The following is a 1,055-nucleotide window of genomic DNA, read 5'->3' as shown; positions in this document are numbered from 1 at the left end:
GCCAAAATTCCATTTGTACAAGAAGTTATAGCGGCCACAACAACCGTTGAGCATTTTATTCCTGAAACGGATGTGGTCATTGAGCTAGGCGGTGAAGATGCCAAAATGACCTTCTTTGGGGACGCTCTTGAACAACGCATGAACGGTACGTGTGCTGGTGGAACAGGTGCCTTTATTGACCAAATGGCAGAACTCTTGAAAACAGATGCCAATGGGGTTAATGAACTGGCCAAGGGGTACGAAACCATTTACCCTATTGCCAGTCGTTGCGGGGTTTTTGCTAAAACTGACGTTCAACCTTTGATTAACGAGGGCGCACGCAAAGAGGACATTGCAGCCTCTATTTTCCAAGCCGTGGTCAATCAAACCATCGCTGGATTAGCATCAGGACGTAAAATCACAGGGAATGTTGCCTTTCTTGGTGGACCTTTGTTCTTTATGAGCGAATTGCGTCAACGTTTCATCGAAACGCTTGATATTAAGCCAGAAAATGTGATTTTCCCTGAACACCCACAACTATTTGTGGCAATGGGAGCTGCCTTAGACGAAGAACAAGCTCAATTAGCCTTGTCAGAAATCATTAACAACCTCAAGACCAACAGTTCACAAGCCTTGGTCCCTAAAAATACCTTGGATGTGCTCTTTAAAGACCAAGCCGAATTGGACGCTTGGCGAGCACGTCACAACCAAGCCAGCGTGACCTACAAAGACATTGCCCAAGCTTCTGGGCCTGTTTTTCTGGGCATTGACGCAGGTTCGACCACTTCAAAAGTGGTGTTGACTGACCCTGACGGCGCTATTTTGTTCCAACATTACGGCAATAACCAAGGACAACCGCTGGAAAATGTCATTGCCATTTTGAAAGAAGTTTACCACCAATTGCCACAGGAAGCCTATATCGCGCGCTCTTGCGTGACAGGTTACGGCGAAAAACTCATTCAAGCAGCGCTGCACGTGGATTATGGTGAAGTGGAAACCGTGGCTCATTTCAAGGCTGCCAATTACTTTAACCCTGGCGTTGATTTTATTTTGGATATTGGTGGGCAAGACATGAA

General features: G+C 46.3%; 1 pseudogene (running past one end of the window). It reads left to right on the top strand.

What is annotated here, in order from left to right:
• A pseudogene (locus B3473_RS01190) lies at positions 1-1,055 on the top strand (acyl-CoA dehydratase activase); its annotated part reaches 221 nt to the left of the window's first position; the annotation flags it as partial.

This window comes from Streptococcus sp. UBA632 (assembly GCF_002300045.1).
GTDB lineage: Bacteria > Bacillota > Bacilli > Lactobacillales > Streptococcaceae > Streptococcus > Streptococcus alactolyticus.
This window is presented reverse-complemented; position numbering and strand designations above follow the sequence as displayed.